General features: G+C 65.9%; 15 protein-coding genes. 4 read left to right on the plus strand and 11 right to left on the minus strand.

Annotation, left to right across the window (positions count from 1 at the left end; genetic code table 11):
* Window positions 1–117: 117 nt before the first annotated feature.
* Both CFR78_RS14045 and CFR78_RS14050 read left to right on the plus strand, forming a co-directional pair.
* Window positions 118–1,194 carry an AI-2E family transporter gene (locus CFR78_RS14045; protein WP_034929885.1) on the plus strand — a complete coding sequence of 359 codons (1,077 nt, stop codon included), beginning with the start codon at window positions 118–120 and terminating at the stop codon, window positions 1,192–1,194.
* A complete protein-coding gene (locus CFR78_RS14050) occupies window positions 1,191–1,895 on the plus strand; it encodes an endonuclease/exonuclease/phosphatase family protein (protein WP_034929794.1) in 705 nt (234 codons plus the stop codon). The genes CFR78_RS14045 and CFR78_RS14050 overlap by 4 nt, the downstream gene beginning before the upstream one ends.
* Here CFR78_RS14050 and CFR78_RS14055 read toward each other — a convergent pair.
* Window positions 1,892–3,310: a phospholipase D-like domain-containing protein gene (locus CFR78_RS14055; protein WP_034929797.1), complete on the minus strand. Its 1,419-nt coding sequence runs from the start codon at window positions 3,308–3,310 to the stop codon at window positions 1,892–1,894. The genes CFR78_RS14050 and CFR78_RS14055 overlap by 4 nt on opposite strands.
* 279 nt (window positions 3,311–3,589) lie before the next feature.
* Between CFR78_RS14055 and CFR78_RS14060 the strand changes: the two genes are divergently transcribed.
* Window positions 3,590–3,988, plus strand: coding sequence for a YraN family protein (locus CFR78_RS14060; protein ID WP_240471366.1), 399 nt, complete (start codon window positions 3,590–3,592; stop codon window positions 3,986–3,988).
* A 20-nt stretch (window positions 3,989–4,008) separates the two neighbouring features.
* Here CFR78_RS14060 and CFR78_RS14065 read toward each other — a convergent pair whose 3' ends face one another.
* The 10 genes from CFR78_RS14065 to purB all read right to left on the minus strand — a co-directional run bounded on the left by CFR78_RS14065 (window position 4,009) and on the right by purB (window position 11,674).
* The gene (locus CFR78_RS14065; protein ID WP_007400323.1) at window positions 4,009–4,341 is read right to left on the minus strand and encodes a hypothetical protein; all 333 of its coding nucleotides are present in this window, start codon (window positions 4,339–4,341) and stop codon (window positions 4,009–4,011) included.
* A gap of 137 nt (window positions 4,342–4,478) precedes the next feature.
* Window positions 4,479–4,814, minus strand: a complete 336-nt coding sequence (grxD, locus tag CFR78_RS14070; RefSeq protein ID WP_034929799.1) for a Grx4 family monothiol glutaredoxin — start codon at window positions 4,812–4,814, stop codon at window positions 4,479–4,481.
* 47 nt (window positions 4,815–4,861) lie between these two features.
* Complete coding sequence (locus CFR78_RS14075; protein ID WP_025438778.1) at window positions 4,862–5,095, minus strand: BolA family protein; 234 nt, start codon at window positions 5,093–5,095, stop codon at window positions 4,862–4,864.
* A gap of 20 nt (window positions 5,096–5,115) precedes the next feature.
* A complete protein-coding gene (gene purL / locus CFR78_RS14080; RefSeq protein ID WP_034929805.1) occupies window positions 5,116–7,326 on the minus strand; it encodes a phosphoribosylformylglycinamidine synthase subunit PurL in 2,211 nt (736 codons plus the stop codon).
* A complete protein-coding gene (gene purQ, locus CFR78_RS14085; protein ID WP_007400319.1) occupies window positions 7,323–8,027 on the minus strand; it encodes a phosphoribosylformylglycinamidine synthase subunit PurQ in 705 nt (234 codons plus the stop codon). The genes purL and purQ overlap by 4 nt, the downstream gene beginning before the upstream one ends.
* A complete protein-coding gene (locus tag CFR78_RS14090) occupies window positions 8,024–8,407 on the minus strand; it encodes a Rap1a/Tai family immunity protein (RefSeq protein ID WP_007400318.1) in 384 nt (127 codons plus the stop codon). The genes purQ and CFR78_RS14090 overlap by 4 nt, the downstream gene beginning before the upstream one ends.
* On the minus strand, window positions 8,404–8,646 hold the full coding sequence (purS, locus tag CFR78_RS14095; protein ID WP_034929808.1) for a phosphoribosylformylglycinamidine synthase subunit PurS: 243 nt from the start codon (window positions 8,644–8,646) through the stop codon (window positions 8,404–8,406). Before purS ends, CFR78_RS14090 begins: the two co-directional genes overlap by 4 nt.
* Window positions 8,643–9,407 (minus strand): phosphoribosylaminoimidazolesuccinocarboxamide synthase, encoded by a 765-nt coding sequence (purC, locus tag CFR78_RS14100; protein ID WP_007400316.1) that lies wholly within the window; start codon window positions 9,405–9,407, stop codon window positions 8,643–8,645. Before purC ends, purS begins: the two co-directional genes overlap by 4 nt.
* Before the next feature lie 134 nt (window positions 9,408–9,541).
* Window positions 9,542–10,282, minus strand: coding sequence for an NRDE family protein (locus CFR78_RS14105; RefSeq protein WP_034929811.1), 741 nt, complete (start codon window positions 10,280–10,282; stop codon window positions 9,542–9,544).
* Window positions 10,283–10,321: 39 nt separating this feature from the next.
* Entirely contained in the window at window positions 10,322–11,674 is a 1,353-nt protein-coding gene (gene purB, locus CFR78_RS14110; protein ID WP_007400314.1) for an adenylosuccinate lyase, read from the minus strand.
* 219 nt (window positions 11,675–11,893) lie between these two features.
* Between purB and CFR78_RS14115 the strand changes: the two genes are divergently transcribed.
* Entirely contained in the window at window positions 11,894–12,499 is a 606-nt protein-coding gene (locus CFR78_RS14115; protein ID WP_034929814.1) for a YjbE family putative metal transport protein, read from the plus strand.
* Window positions 12,500–12,548: the final 49 nt, after the last annotated feature.

Consider the following 12,548-nt stretch of genomic DNA (forward strand, 5'->3'; position numbering starts at 1 on the left):
CCATCTCCCGGTCGGTAGGAATTGCGTGTCGTGCCACAGGGTGCAGCATATGATGCGGGAACGAAAGTCCTGAACATTTGTCTTTCGTTTCATGGCGGGAGGGGGTACGCCAGCATGATGGTCGAACGTATCATGATGGGGCTGATGCTGGGGGGGATCGCATTTGGCTGCGTCCTGATCCTGTATCCGTTCATGACCGCCCTGCTGTGGGCGGCGATCCTGACCTTTTCCACCTGGCCGGTGTTCATGCGGCTGCGGCGCGGCATGTCGCTGCTGCCCGCCGCCATGGTCATGACGCTGCTGTGCGCCCTGGTGCTGGTGGTGCCGCTGGTCATCGTGGTGTCCAACAGCATTGCCGATGTTCCGGCCACGCTGCAGTATATTGTCGATGCGGTGGGCACGCTGCACCTGCCGCCCCTGCCGGCGCGCGTTGCCCATATCCCGCATTTCGGCCCCGAAATTGCCGACAAATGGCAGAAATGGTCGGAAGACGTGGGCAGCATAGACCAGGTGGTCCGCCCCTATGCCGGGCGCATCGGGCAATCCGTGCTGTCGGCCATGATGCAGCTGGCCAGCGGCATGGCGCACCTGGCCATGGCGCTGTTCATTTCCTTCTTCTTCTGGCTGGGGGGCGACGGGCTGGGCACCACCTTCGTGGCCGTGGTGCGGCGCATCGCGGGCGTGTATGCCGACCGGATACTGGGCATTGTGGGCCGCACCATACGCGGTACGGTGTACGGCATACTGGGCACCGCCATCATACAGGGCATCCTGACCGGAATCGGCTTTGCCATCGCGGGCATTTCCAGCCCGGTGCTGCTGGGGGCGATTACCGCCTTCGTGGCCGTGCTGCCCATCGGGGCACCCCTGATCTGGATTCCGGCGGCGGTGTTCCTGCTGCTGACCCACCATCCCGGCTGGGGCATCTTCCTGCTGCTGTACGGCACGATCATCGTATCGGGGGCCGACCATATCATCCGCCCCATGTTCATCGCCCGTGGCGCGCAGCTGCCCTACCTGCTGACGGTGCTGGGCGTGCTGGGGGGCGTGCTGACCTTCGGCGGCCTGGGCATTTTCCTTGGTCCCGTGCTGATCGGGGTGGGCTACACCCTGACGGCAGAATTCGCGGCGGGCGATCCCCGCTCCAACAATCCCATACCCGATGACCTGCGCGAGCCCTTTATCGAACCATGACCCTAGCCCGCCCCTATCTCCGCCTGCCGTCCATCCAGCCCCGGCCCGGCATGCCCGCCCGGCTGGACCTAGCCCCGCCCGCGCGCGCCGATGGCGCGGTGAAGGTGGTCAGCTGGAACCTGCTGCGCCGCATTGGCGCGACCGTGCGCGACGTGATCGAACTGATCCATGCCGAGCGGCCGGACCTTCTGCTGATGCAGGAAGCAACCGTGGACATCGACAGCCTGCCAACACTGGTGGGCGGGCATTACGCGCGCTCCCCCCTGCCCGGCCGCATCCACGGGCTGGCATGCTGGAGTCCGCATCCCTACCGCCGCCCGCCACTGACCTGCACCCTGCCCGCGGGCACGCTGATCCGCCGCGTGGCACAGGTGGTGGACTGCCGTGCGCTGGTGGTGGCCAATGTCCACCTTTCCCACGGGCAGCTGCTCAACCGCCGCCAGTTGCGCCGCGTGGTCCAGATCCTGCCACACCGGGCCGCCATACTGGGGGATTTCAACCAGGTCGGCCCCGCGCTGATCCGCCATTTCCATGATGTGGGGCCGCGCGCGCCCACCCACCGCATGGCCGACATGCTGCCCATCCGGCTGGACCGCTGCCTGGTGCGCGGGCTGGACTGCCTTGAGCGCCATGTGATCGAGAACTATGCCTCCGACCACCGGCCCATCTCGGTGCTGCTGCGCCCCTCGGCGGCGGGCTAGAGATAGGGCAGCAGCAGGCGCGCGCCCGCGTCACGCAGCTTGCGCCACGGCTTCCTGCGGTCCAGGTCGTGATGGGTCAGGCGCACATGCCGGTGGCTGGCGATGAAGGCATCCAGCCTGCCCGCCAGCGCGGGGTCATAGGTTTCAAGATTGATCTCGAAATTCAGCCGCAGGCTGCGCACATCCAGGTTGGAACTGCCCACGAACGACCACTGCCCGTCCACCACCATCAGCTTGGAATGGTTGAACGGCGGCCGCGCCAGCCAGATCCGGCACCCCGAATCCAGAAAGCGCGGCAGGTTGGCCGCCCGTGCCCAGTCCAGGACGGTATGGTTGCTGTGCCACGGCACCACGACATCCACCTCGATCCCGCGCAGCGCCGCCAGCGCCAGTTCGGTCAGGAAACGGTCATCGGGCAGGAAATAGGGCGTCATGACGCGGATGCTGTGCCGCGCCAGCGTAAAGGCCTGCAGCATGGTGTATTCGATCTTTTCCAGGTCCATGTCCGGCCCGGCGGTCACGATGCGGCACAGGCCCGGCCCGTGGCTGGCCTGCGGGGGGAAGAAGATGTCCGCCGTCAGTTCCTCGCCCGTGGTAAAGGCCCAGTCACGGGCAAAGGCCTCGCTCAACTGGTGGACAACCGGCCCGGCCAGTTCGAAATGCGTGTCCGATACCGGATGGGCGGGGGCGGAGGCCACGATGTTCTCATCGCCTATGTTCAGCCCGCCCATGAAGCCCGCCAGCCCGTCCACCACCAGGATCTTCTTGTGGTCACGCATGTTGATGAAGGGCATGCGCCACGGCAGCATGGAATGCATGAACCGCCCCACCGGCACGCCCGCGCGGTGCAGGATGCGCCCCACCCCGCAGTCAAAATAACCCGATCCCACGCCATCCACCAGCACCCGCACCTGCACCCCGCGCCGGTGCGCCGCAATCAGCGCGGTACAGAAGCGCTGGCCAGCCTGGTCGGGGCGGAAGATGTAGGAACACAGCAGCACGCTGTGGCGCGCGCCCTCAATAGCCGCGATCATGCGCGGATAGGCGCCATCCCCGTCATGCAGCATGGTAATGGCGTTGCCACCCAGCAGCGGGCGGCCGGTCAGCTTGCCCACCATGGAGGCCAGCGGCGCGAACGCCCCCGCCGCCTCCCTGCGCCACTGCGAGGACATGGTCCGGCTGCGCCACGGGTGCCGGCCCGCCATGCGGCGTGCGCGCCGGTGCACGCGGTTGATGCCGAACATGGCATACAGCATGCCCCCCGTCAGCGGCATGAGCACCGTCACCCCGATCCACCCGATGGAGGCCCCCACATCGCGCTTGGTCAGCAGCACATGCACCACCACCACCACGATGATGGCGATACGCACCATCAGCACGAAAAAATCCCATATGGTAAGGGCATGAAAGATCATGATGCATATCCTGCCCGTGTCACGTACGGGACCAGCCGTTATCCGGCCCACAGGGCCGGTTGCCGGCCCCTATAACGCACTGCCGGGGGTCCGAGACCTGCTTTTGCGCCATCCTGCGGATCATAGGGACGTTTTTGCTGGCGCTTTTTTCAAAAAGCTTCGGCAGGACACCGCATTCTTGAAAAAAGGCGGCGCCCGGAAAATTTTATTTTCCTCAATGGACTGTTCTACGACACCCTTTTACACGGCAGCGCCGTATCCTGATGGAGCACCCGGATCGTGGACATTGATGGCCGCCCACCCCTTCCGTCCCACCGCACCCTGCGTGGCCGCCGGGCGCATGCCGCCGGCATGGCGGCCGAACAGGCGGCCATGGACAGGCTGCGCGCGCAGGGCTGGCAGGTGCTGGCGCATCGGGCCCGCACGCGCTGGGGGGAAGTGGATGTGGTGGCGCTGAAGGCCGGCTGCCTGATTTTTGTCGAGGTCAAGGCCCGCCCGTCCCTGCTGGCGGCGGGCGAGGCCATCCGCCCCGCACAGGTCCGCCGCATCATGAACGCGGCACGGTTCCTGTGCGCGTCAAACCCGCACTGGGTTCACGACCGCATGCGGCTGGACGTGTGCGTGGTGCTGCCCGGCAATGTCATCCGCTGGATACCCGACGCCTTCAGGCAAAGCTGAAGGACCGGTCGGGTGCCCGGTCAGGTACGGTGGCGGCTGGGTGCGGGATGGATGTGGTGGATGGCCGTGCCATGCGGATGATAGACGATGGTATGGACCATCGTGCGCCGCGTATGGGCGGCGGTGCCATGGCTGGACGCCAGCACCACCGGGGCGGCATGCGCGCCCGCGCGGTGGTGGTAGGCGACGTGGCGAACCGGCGGCGGCGGCGCGGTCAGCGCGCCCAGTGTCAGCCGGTCGGCTTCCATATCGTTCACGGCATGGGTGCGGGCGTGGGCGGGGGCTGCCATGCTGCCTGCAAGACCTGCGCCAAGCAGTATTATTGTTGCAAAACGCAAGTCACTATAGCGCATCAGGCCCCCTGTTTTCCAAAGCTAAAGGAAGCTAGGCCAAAGCGTGGCGGCCGCGCAAGTCATGTTGCCTATAAAACGGAAAACGGGCGGAACATTTCTGTCCCGCCCGCATGCCGCACCATTATGGTGCCGTATGATCAGGCAGCCGCCGTGGCGATGCCCTTCTCGGCCAGCAGCTTTTCCAGCTCGCCCGTCTGGTACATTTCGGTCACGATATCGCAACCGCCAATGAACTCGCCCTTGATGTAAAGCTGGGGCACCGTGGGCCAGTTGGAGAATTCCTTGATGCCCTGGCGGATCTCGGGATCAGCCAGCACGTTGTCGGTTGCGAACGGCACGCCAAGGTGCTTGAGCACCTGCACCACGCGCGCGGAAAAACCGCACTGCGGGAAGGTGGCATCACCCTTCATGTACAGCATGACGGGGTTGGAATCGATCTGCGCCTGGATGCGCTGTGCAACTGTTTCAGCCATGGATTGTGTTTCCTGCTCTGGGGGTAAGGGTCGCGGCCTGCGCGGGATCAGTCGGGCGTCTGGGTCTGGAGCGCAAGGGCGTGCAGCTTGCCGCCCATGTGCCCCTGCAGCGCGTTATAGACCATCTGGTGCTGCCGCACGCGCGGCAGGCCCCGGAAGGCCTCGCTCACCACGCGGCAGGCATAGTGATCCCCGTCGCCCGCCAGATCGTCGATCTGGATCTTCGCGTCCGGCAGGGCTTCGCGGATATAGGTTTCGATTTCCTGTGCGGTCATTGCCATTGTGGTCTGAAGCTCCTGCCCTATCGGTCCATCAGTCGCGGAAAGAATTCGGAATGCACCGCGCACAGACGTGCCTTGGATATTGTGGACCCGTTGGGCAATGTCAAACCCCCGCCCGCCGAATGGCCCAGCCTGCGGCATGGCACACCGGCCTTTCCGGCCAGCGTGGCCAGGGCCGCGCCATCGCGCACCGCCACGATGTAGCGGGACTGGTCCTCGCCAAACCAGAAGGCTTCGGGGCGCATGCCCGATTGCGGTGCGTCCAGCACGCAGCCCGCCTGCCCTGCCATGACCATCTCGGCCACCGCCACCAGCACGCCGCCATCGGCCACGTCGTGGCAGGCAATGACCGTGCCATCAAGGATCAGCCCGCGCACGAAATCGCCATTGCGCCGCTCGGCCGCAAGGTCGAGCGTGGGCGGCGCGCCGTCCTGCGCGCCAAGGATCTCGCGCAGCCAGATCGACTGGCCAAGCTGGCCCTTCGTCTCGCCCAGCAGCATGACATCACAGCCTTCGGGCATTTCCAGCCCCACGGCCTTGCGCACGTCCTCCAGCACGCCCAGCCCGCCAATAGCGGGGGTGGGCAGGATGGACTGCGAGGTGCCATCGGGTGCCCGCGTCTCGTTATACAGCGAGACATTGCCGCTCACGACCGGGAAGTCGAGCGCGCGGCATGCCTCCCCCATCCCGGCGATGGCATCGACGAACTGGCCCATCACTTCGGGCTTTTCAGGCGAGCCGAAGTTCAGGTTGTCGGTCACCGCCAGCGGGCGGGCACCGGTTGCGGTAATGTTGCGCCAGGCTTCCGCCACGGCCTGCGCACCGCCCAGCCTTGCATCCGCGCGGCAGTAGCGCGGCGTGCAGTCGGTGGTCAGCGCCAGACCGATCTGCGTATCCTCGACCTTGACGATCGCGGCATCGGCCGCACCCGGCCTGCGCACCGTCTGGCCACCCACCGTGCTGTCGTACTGATTGTACACCCATGCGCGGGACGCCAGGTCCGGGCAGCCGATCAGCCGCAGCAGCGCCTGTTCCGTGCCCACGGGGTCGATGATCGGCTCCATGGGCAGCGGCTTTTGTGCCGGTGCCGTGGGGCGGTGATAGACCGGGGCCTGATCGGCCAGCGGGGCCAGCGGAATGTCCGCTTCCACTTCGCCCCTGTGGCGGATCACGATGTGGCCGGTATCGGTCAGGTGGCCGATCACGGCAAAATCCAGCTCCCATTTGTCAAAGATGGCACGCGCCTGCTCGGTGCGGTCGGGGCGCAGTACGATCAGCATGCGCTCCTGGCTTTCGGACAGCATCATCTCGTATGCCGTCATGCCACGTTCGCGCTGGGGCACGTTGTCCAGGTCAAGGTCGATGCCGACCCCGCCCTTGCCCGCCATTTCAACGGAGGACGAGGTCAGCCCCGCCGCCCCCATGTCCTGAATGGCCACGATGGCATCGGTCGCCATCAGTTCCAGACAGGCCTCGATCAGCAGTTTTTCGACAAACGGGTCGCCCACCTGCACGGTCGGGCGCTTGGCCAGCGCGTCCTCGTCAAACTCCGACGAGGACATGGTGGCCCCGTGAATCCCGTCCCGCCCGGTCTTGGAGCCGACATAGATGACCGGATTGCCAATACCCGCGGCAGCGGACAGGAAGATGCGGTCCTGCCTTGCCACGCCCACCGTCATGGCGTTGACCAGCGGGTTGCCGTCATAGGCGGGGTGGAAATTGACCTCGCCGCCCACGGTGGGCACGCCCACGCAGTTGCCGTAACCGCCCACGCCGCGCACCACGCCATCGACGATGCGGCGGGTCTGCGGGTTGTTAGGGTCGCCAAAGCGCAGGGCGTTGAGGTTGGCGATGGGCCTGGCGCCCATGGTGAACACATCACGCAGGATGCCGCCCACGCCCGTCGCCGCCCCCTGATAGGGTTCGATGAAGGAGGGGTGGTTGTGGCTTTCCATCTTGAAGATGGCGGCCAGCCCGTGCCCGATATCGACCACGCCCGCGTTCTCGCCCGGGCCATGGATCACCCATGGCGCGGTGGTGGGCAGGGTTTTCAGGTGGGCGCGCGACGATTTGTACGAGCAGTGTTCCGACCACATGACCGAAAAGATGCCCAGTTCGGTAAACGTGGGCGTGCGGCCCATGATCGACAGGACATTGCCGTATTCTTCCGCCGTCAGGCCGAATTCGCGCGCCAGTTCCGCATCAACGGGGCGGGATAACCTTGCACTCATCCGACCACAGCCTCCACCAGTCCCGTAAACAGGGGTTTGCCATCCACGCCACCCATCAGCGGATCGACCAGATCCTCCGGATGGGGCATCATGCCGCATATGCGCAGGTTTTCACTGAACACACCGGCAATCGCGTTCATCGATCCATTGGGGTTGAGCCGTGCGTCGCCCGCATCCAGGTGGCCGGTTTCCGACACGTAGCGGAAGGCCACGCGGCCGGTCTCTTCCAGCATGCGAATGGTCTCGGCCCCGGCAATATAATTACCATCGCCATGCGCCATGGGCGTGCGGAACACATCGCCCTTCGCCCAGTGGCGGGTAAAGGCCGTGCCGTCGCGCTCCACGCGCAAAAAGCAGTCCTGTGACAGGAAGCGCAGCGACGCGTTGCGCAGCAGCGCCCCGGGCAGGAGCTGCGCTTCGGTCAGGATCTGGAAGCCGTTGCACACCCCCAGGATATGCCCGCCTTTTGCCGCGAATTCGCGGATGGCGGCCATGATCGGCGCATGCGCCGCCATGGCGCCGCAGCGCAGGTAATCGCCATAGCTGAAGCCACCGGGCAGCACCACCAGGTCAACACCCGCAGGCAGCGCCGTGTCACGGTGCCAGACCATGGTGGGGGCCTGCCCGGTCACGCCACGCAGGGCGATGGCCATGTCACGCTCACGGTTGGTGCCGGGAAAGACTACGATCGCCGCCTTCATTTGCCGCCGCCGCAGGGATAGGATTCATGCAGCGCGGTGAACACCGCCTCCCCCGCCGGGCGCGACAGGGTATCGCGGTGGTCCTTCATCCAGCCCACGACCTTGGTGCGCATGTCCGCCGTGGGGGTTGCCGGCGCAATGCAGAAGGCCGAGATATCCTTGGCATCCTTTTCGGCATTGCGCTCGAACAGATGGGCCAGGGCCGCGGAATCCGCCACGCCGGAAATGTAGGCATCACAGATGCCGGTGCCGGCGGGCTTGGTGCACAGCGATCCAAGCTGTTCGCCCGTCATGCGCGAGACGCGCTGGGCGGAGGCATGGGCGGCGGGCAGGCCCACGGCCAGCACGCAGCCAAGGGCAAGAAGGCGGGCGATCTTCATCCAACGACCTCCGTCACGAAATCCTCGATCACAAGATTGGCCAGCAGCGCGCGCGCCATGGCATCGGCCTGCGCGCGGGCGCGTTCGCGGTCGGTCTCGTCCACCTCAAGCTCGATCACGCGCCCGATGCGGACTTCACCCACGTTCCTGAAGTCCAGCACATGCAGCGCGTGTTCCACGGCCTTGCCCTGCGGGTCAAGAACGCCTTCCTTCAGCATGACGGTCACACGCACCTTCATTGCATTACCTCCGGTCCCTTCATGTCGGAATTCGTGGCCTCGGGCAGGATGCCCAGGCGCATCGCCACTTCCTGATAGGCTTCCTCGACCTTGCCCATGTCCTTGCGGAAACGGTCCTTGTCCAGCTTCTCGCTGGTCTTGGCATCCCACAGGCGGCAGTTGTCGGGCGAGATTTCATCGGCCAGCACGATGCGCATGTTGTCGCCCTCGAACAGGCGGCCGTATTCCAGCTTGAAATCGACAAGGATGATGCCGATGCCCATGAACAGGCCGCACAGGAAATCGTTGATGCGCATGCTCAGCGCCACGATGTCTTCCATGTCATGCGGGCAGGCCCAGCCGAAGGCGGTGATGTGCTCCTCGCTCACCATCGGGTCGTTCAGGGCGTCGTTCTTGTAATAGAACTCGATGATCGGACGCGGCAGGCGCGTGCCTTCCTGGATGCCCAGCCGCTTGGACAGGCTGCCTGCCGCCACGTTGCGCACCACGACTTCAAGCGGGATGATCTCGACTTCGCGGATCAGCTGCTCGCGCATGTTCAGGCGACGGATGAAATGGGTGGGAATCCCGATATCGTGCAGGCGCAGCATCAGGTGTTCGCTGATACGGTTGTTCAGCACCCCCTTGCCGGTGATGATGCCCTTTTTCGCGCCGTTGCCGGCACTGGCGTCATCCTTGAAATACTGCACGAGGGTACCCGGCTCGGGTCCCTCGAAAAGGATCTTGGCTTTTCCTTCGTAAAGCTGGCGGCGGCGGCCCATACTCGTCCTTCACATAACGCTGCGGGCACGGGCCGGGAGCGGCCCCTCCCCTGATCGGCGGGATCTGCTGCTGGCATGACCCCTCATGCTGCGCATGCCATAGCAGCGTTCGGGGCGGGAAGATACCATTTTACCTATGTCCCCGCCCCGCGCGCCGCCAGATCAACCGGCTGGTAGCCCACCCGGTCCGGGGCGCCCGCGGCAAAAAACCATGAGTGCCGGTTATCCGCCGCCACCCCGATGGCCGATGAACTGCATGTGCCAAAGCCCGAGCGCGGCGGGATGTTGATCTCGCTGCCCGCAGGCAGGGAGCGGTCGGCCAGCAGGCCGGTCCATGCCGTCCAGTGCGGCGGCACGGGGCGAAGCGCCGCGCGGAAGCGCGGCAGGTGGCGGTGGATGCGCGGCATGGCCATGTCATCGGGGTCGGTGGTGGCGACCATGTGCACGCCGGGCGCAAGCGCTTCCACCTGTGGCTGGCCATAGCCGGGGCCACGGATGAAGAAGGCGTCCAGCCGGTCGGCCACGATCATGTTGAACGACCGCCACGCCCCCGCGTCGATCGTGGCGATGTGCTCCACCGCGGCGCGCGCGGTATCGAACCGGCCCGCCAGCAGCGGCAGCGCCCCGCGTGAGTTCTTGCCCGGCATGGGGCCAAGGCTGCCCACGCGGTTCATGATGCCCGCGACAACACCCGCATCATTGAGCGTAAGCCACGACCCGCCGGCCACCTGGTCCTGCCCGCCCACGATGCCGGGATGGTCGGGCCAGTGCCGCCCCGGCGGCAGCCAGGGGCGGTCAAGGCGCTCGTCACGGTTGGCCGCCATAAGCAGCGGCCAGTCCTGCGCCGGATCATGGGATATGACGACTGTGCACACGCCTTGCCATCCTGCTGTGTTATCTGCCCCGTGGCCGGGTCAGCCGCGCGCGGGGCCGGCCTCACCAAACACGCGGGTGAATGTATGGTCGAGCATCCGCAGGTGGGATGCGCTGTCCATGGCGCGGTCCAGCACCTCGGGCGGCACCCGGCCCGCCACGTCCGGGTCGGCTTCCAGGTTCTCGCGGAAGGTCTTCCCGTCCGGCCTGCCCAGCCGGGTCCATGTGGCCATGGCGTTGCGCTGGACGATACGGTACGCATCCTCCCGCAGGATTCCGGCGCGCGCAAGGGCCAGCAGCACCTCGCCCGAATGCACGACCCCGCCCAGGCTTTCGATATTGGCCTGCATCTGCTCGGGATAGACCACCAGCTTTTCCATCATGCCCGCAAGGCGCATGAGTGCGAAGTCCAGCCCGATCGTGCCATCGGGGCAGATGTTGCGCTCGACGGAGGAATGGCTGATGTCGCGTTCATGCCACAGCGCCACGTTCTCCAGCGCGGGAATGACGTGCGAGCGGACAAGGCGGGCAAGCCCCGTCAGGTTTTCCGACAGCACGGGGTTGCGCTTGTGCGGCATGGCGGACGAGCCCTTCTGCCCCTTGTGGAAGAACTCCTCCGCCTCACGCACTTCGGAACGCTGCAGGTGGCGCACTTCGGTGGCCAGCCGCTCGATGCCGCTGGCAATCACCGCCAGCGCGCAGAAATACGCCGCATGCCGGTCACGCGGAATGACCTGGGTGGACACATCCTCGGGCTTGAGCCCCAGTTTGGCCGCCACGTATTCCTCAACACGGGGGTCGATATGGGCATAGGTGCCTACGGCGCCGGAAATGGCGCAGACCGCGATTTCTTCGCGCGCGCGGACCAGACGCGCGCGGTTGCGGGCGAATTCGGCATAATGGCCCGCGATCTTCAGGCCGAATGATGTCGGCTCGGCATGGATGGCGTGGCTGCGGCCGATGGTCAGGGTGTGCTTGTGCTCGAACGCGCGCTTCTTCAGCGCCGCCAGCACGGCATCCAGGTCTTCCAGCAGCAGGTCGGTCGCCTGCACCATCTGCACCGACAGGCAGGTGTCCAGCACATCGGATGATGTCATGCCCAGATGCACGAAGCGGCTGTCGGGGCCGACCTTTTCCGCCAGCCATGTCAGGAAGGCAATCACGTCATGGCGGGTTTCGGCCTCGATCTCGTCAATGCGGTCAAGGTCGGCCTGCGAGAAGGCGGCCATGGCGGCATCCCCCTTCTCACGGATGGTCTTCGCGGCATCCTTCGGAATCGCGCCATAGTCCGCCATGGCCTCGCAGGCCAGCGCCTCGATCTCGAACCAGATGCGGTAGCGGTTCTCGGGCGACCAGATGGCGGCCATGACAGGGCGGGTATAGCGCGGGACCATGTTATGGGGTTTCCTTACGGCAGTGGCTCAATCGGAACGTGTGGCCGCCTTCCTAGCCAATTCTGATGGCGGCGTCTCCCTTATATTCATGCGCGCCGTGGCGGGGACATGCATGATCCGTCATGATGGGGGAGATTGCATGATTCATACCGGCGGCCCCATAAAGCCCTTGTGAAGCCATGCCCGCGTACGGGCCAACAGCCAGGATCGTATCTGCCCATGTCCGCCTTCCTTTCCCCTTCCGCCCTGTACGCGCTGGCGCAGGTCGTCCTGATTGACGTGACCCTGGCGGGTGACAACGCCATCGTGGTGGGCATGGCGGTGCGCAACCTGCCGCACAGGGCGCGGCGAGTCGCCATCCTGTGCGGCGTGCTGGGGGCGGCGGTGATCCGTATCGGCCTGGCGCTGGTGGCGGTGCGGCTGCTGGCCATCATCGGGCTGACGCTGGCGGGCGGGCTGCTGCTTTTGTGGGTATGCTGGCGGATGTACCGGGAAATGCGCGGCACCGCCCCCGCGGAAGAGGGCACGCCCGCCCCCGGCTCGCTGCGCAATGCCATCATCCGCATCATCGTGGCCGACCTGTCCATGAGCCTGGACAACGTGCTGGCGGTGGCGGGGGCTGCGGGCGAGCATATCGGTGTGCTGGTGGCGGGGCTTGCGGTCTCGGTGGTGCTGATGGCGGTGGCGGCGTCGCTTATCGCGCGGCTGCTGGAGCGGTACCGCTGGATTTCGTGGGTCGGGCTGCTGGTGGTGCTGGCGGTGGCGATCGAACTGATCGTAAAGGGCGGGGGCGAGGTCTGGACCCATGTGGGGGGGGCGGCGTGATGCCGCGCGCCGCGCGCCCCGCACTGGCGGCGGGCGTGGCGCTGCTGGC

It is taken from the genome of Komagataeibacter rhaeticus, from assembly GCF_003207855.1.
GTDB classification, from domain to species: Bacteria; Pseudomonadota; Alphaproteobacteria; order Acetobacterales; family Acetobacteraceae; genus Komagataeibacter; species Komagataeibacter rhaeticus.

What these genes read in the sequence shown, in the direction of transcription:
- CFR78_RS14045 (WP_034929885.1), top strand. Translation starts at nt 118, where the DNA reads ATGGTCGAACGTATCATGATGGGGCTGATGCTGGGGGGGATCGCATTT.
- CFR78_RS14050 (WP_034929794.1), top strand. Translation starts at nt 1,191, where the DNA reads ATGACCCTAGCCCGCCCCTATCTCCGCCTGCCGTCCATCCAGCCCCGG.
- CFR78_RS14055 (WP_034929797.1), bottom strand. Translation starts at nt 3,310, where the DNA reads ATGATCTTTCATGCCCTTACCATATGGGATTTTTTCGTGCTGATGGTG.
- CFR78_RS14065 (WP_007400323.1), bottom strand. Translation starts at nt 4,341, where the DNA reads ATGCGCTATAGTGACTTGCGTTTTGCAACAATAATACTGCTTGGCGCA.
- grxD (WP_034929799.1), bottom strand. Translation starts at nt 4,814, where the DNA reads ATGGCTGAAACAGTTGCACAGCGCATCCAGGCGCAGATCGATTCCAAC.
- CFR78_RS14075 (WP_025438778.1), bottom strand. Translation starts at nt 5,095, where the DNA reads ATGGCAATGACCGCACAGGAAATCGAAACCTATATCCGCGAAGCCCTG.
- purL (WP_034929805.1), bottom strand. Translation starts at nt 7,326, where the DNA reads ATGAGTGCAAGGTTATCCCGCCCCGTTGATGCGGAACTGGCGCGCGAA.
- purQ (WP_007400319.1), bottom strand. Translation starts at nt 8,027, where the DNA reads ATGAAGGCGGCGATCGTAGTCTTTCCCGGCACCAACCGTGAGCGTGAC.
- CFR78_RS14090 (WP_007400318.1), bottom strand. Translation starts at nt 8,407, where the DNA reads ATGAAGATCGCCCGCCTTCTTGCCCTTGGCTGCGTGCTGGCCGTGGGC.
- purS (WP_034929808.1), bottom strand. Translation starts at nt 8,646, where the DNA reads ATGAAGGTGCGTGTGACCGTCATGCTGAAGGAAGGCGTTCTTGACCCG.
- purC (WP_007400316.1), bottom strand. Translation starts at nt 9,407, where the DNA reads ATGGGCCGCCGCCGCCAGCTTTACGAAGGAAAAGCCAAGATCCTTTTC.
- purB (WP_007400314.1), bottom strand. Translation starts at nt 11,674, where the DNA reads ATGGTCCCGCGCTATACCCGCCCTGTCATGGCCGCCATCTGGTCGCCC.
- CFR78_RS14115 (WP_034929814.1), top strand. Translation starts at nt 11,894, where the DNA reads ATGTCCGCCTTCCTTTCCCCTTCCGCCCTGTACGCGCTGGCGCAGGTC.